The organism is Dankookia rubra (genome assembly GCF_004355005.1).
GTDB lineage: Bacteria > Pseudomonadota > Alphaproteobacteria > Acetobacterales > Acetobacteraceae > Paracraurococcus > Paracraurococcus ruber_A.
In genome coordinates this window covers 1-2,430 of sequence record NZ_SMSJ01000226.1, presented here as the reverse complement: position 1 = coordinate 2,430, position 2,430 = coordinate 1, and the positions used below count along the sequence as shown (strand labels likewise).

Sequence of the window (2,430 nt, the reverse complement as noted above, 5' to 3'; positions counted from 1 at the left end):
GCGTTCCAGCCGTCACCACGGCTGGCACGGGGAACACGGCGAGCCGAAGGCGGAGGCAGGTCGACATTGCTGCGTAGGCTGGTGCGAGACATCGGCCCAACATGGTGAGGCTCAGCCGGCGCACTGCCCTACGTGTCGAAACCGACCTGAAGGGCCAGACTTATTTCGCGTTCAGACTCTTAGAGAACGGGCCCTCACCCTTTCGCAAACGGGGTCCGGGAACCGGTTTTATCCCGTAGTGTATTAGTAATCGCAAGTAGACCCAAAAAAAAGCGGCAAGTCGCAGCTACACCAGTGAGAAAAGCTCCTCCAATGGGACCCATCAGAGCGACAAGTGGTAGGCCGACCAAGATACCTGCTCCGCTCGAGACCAACTGAGCCTTCGCTTCAATTTGAACGCGTTGTAACCCGCGTAAAATTCCACTGCAGCATTCCGCCAGTACATGGACAGTCGAAAAAAATGCCAGAAGCCGCAACAATTCAATACCCTCGGTGTATCCTTTGTCGGTTCCGTAAAAAAATTGTACAAGCGGCGCCGCGAAAACCGCAAGTATCAAAAATATGCAAAAAGAAGCAAGTATCAACGGCACCGCAATAACGACACCGTCAATAACAGATTTCCGCACGTCGGCCTGACTCCGACTGCGGGCGACCGCTGGCACCACGAGTGAAACAACACTGCTTGTTATTGGCTGTGAAAAGCCGACAAGAGAACGCATGGCCACATAGGCTGCAACAGCGGGTTTCCCATGTGTCAGAAGCAGCGCCCAAATCAACAGCTGTGCAGCAATACCCTCTCCAAACATGCCGAACAGGGCGAAGCGACCGATACGCCACAGTTGACCGAATAACACCCCATTGATGTACAGATTTTGGAGACGCAGATTGCACTGCCGCCCTTGAAATATGAAGGCAAGGCTTGCCGTAAAAATCAAGATAAGGAAAGGTGTGCGCACTGACAAACTCTCAAAACTGAAGCAAATTATAAGTCCTGCAGCCATCCCCAAAGAAGCAATAGCGTCCCCAACCGCAGCACTTATGTAACGCTGCTGTATGAGCAGGATTCTGCTTACTGCAAATTGTGCGTGCCAAATAATTAAAGCGCATGCTGCCAGAATGGCGGTTACCGCATCGCTTACTAATAAACCGGCAATTAAAACGAGCACTCCTAACGGCAAAGAAAATGCCAAACCAGTCACGATACCACTACCTAAAAGATCTGCAGCATTTGCGCCGATCGCAGCCAGATGTAGTGTAAGGGGATAAATGACAAGCGCGAAGTACAAATTCATCGCATAAAGAAGAAGCCCCATAATGATCGCGTAGGAGCCGAAACTCTCGGGTTCAAGACCTCGGATCAGAAACATGTTCGATACGAACGTGCCAAAATGGAAAAAACTTTGCGATATCACAACAAATACTGAGGGCGCAAATCGACGTACCGTCGAGATCAGGTATTTCCGGCTCACAACTTGCTTATAGAAAGCATTTTCATCCGGGCCCTCGTCCATCAGCACGGACCGCAATAGGCTACTTCGCCGAAATGTGAAACAACCACGTTCTGTGAGACTGAGAACTTGCTGCCACTAGATGAATTACACGATCTATAACGCATCCCATGTTCACCGAAGCTGTTTCTGCTATTGTCCATCGGTTTCCCCAAACTTACCATTCTAACTGGAATTGAAGGTGTAGAAGCTTGCTTAAATTCTCCGCTGAGTCAAGATTTCTACGTACAACGATGTGGGTTGCGGGCGTCCGAGGGGTGTGGCGGATGGAAGTTTGATAGCCAGCGTGACATATTGTTAGGCCTAACAAATCCACTTGTGATGTCGTTTCTGGAAGGTTGAGCATGATCTTTCAAAATAGTTCGGCATTGCGGATAACCTAGGGCTGTTCAACGCTATGCAGCATCCTGGGTGAGCCCTGGGCACAACATCCTGGGTGAGCCCTGGGCACAACAAGTTTGGGCAGAACGGCGGCGGAGATCGGAGAGCCAACTTCCCCGATCGGCAGAACTCGGACATTTCGGGCTGCGGCCGAGATGGAGGTTGTAGTGACCGGGTTTGTGCAGCGACTGCAACCGCTGAAGGTGGTACCTGACACGTGTCGGGCAGAGGGCGAGGTCTTTCGATTGCTGCCCGTGCTGCTGTTCTCAATCCTTGCCATCGTTGGAGGAGGCTGCCGTGTCGGCATCCACCCCGACATCCTCTTTTGTCAGGGAAAATGTCTGGCGCCTCGAAATGACTTCTCATTTTCAGAGGGGCGGGACGGAGGAATGAGTTGGCCTACTCGATGGAGCGCCGTGCGGCGGTTCTGAAAGGCTGTTTTGAAAGCCACCCCTGGCGAACTTGGGCCTGAAAAGGCGGCGTAGGAGGAGCGTTCTGGGCGGCTTTCCCGGAAAGAAGTCGCCATGTGGACGCCCGAGAC

The 2,430-nt window shown here is 52.2% G+C and carries 1 protein-coding gene; it reads right to left on the bottom strand.

Annotated elements, in window-relative coordinates; genetic code table 11:
* Positions 1 to 194 precede the first annotated feature (194 nt).
* A complete protein-coding gene (locus E2C06_RS36105) occupies positions 195 to 1,511 on the bottom strand; it encodes a lipopolysaccharide biosynthesis protein (RefSeq protein WP_133293338.1) in 1,317 nt (438 codons plus the stop codon).
* Positions 1,512 to 2,430: the final 919 nt, after the last annotated feature.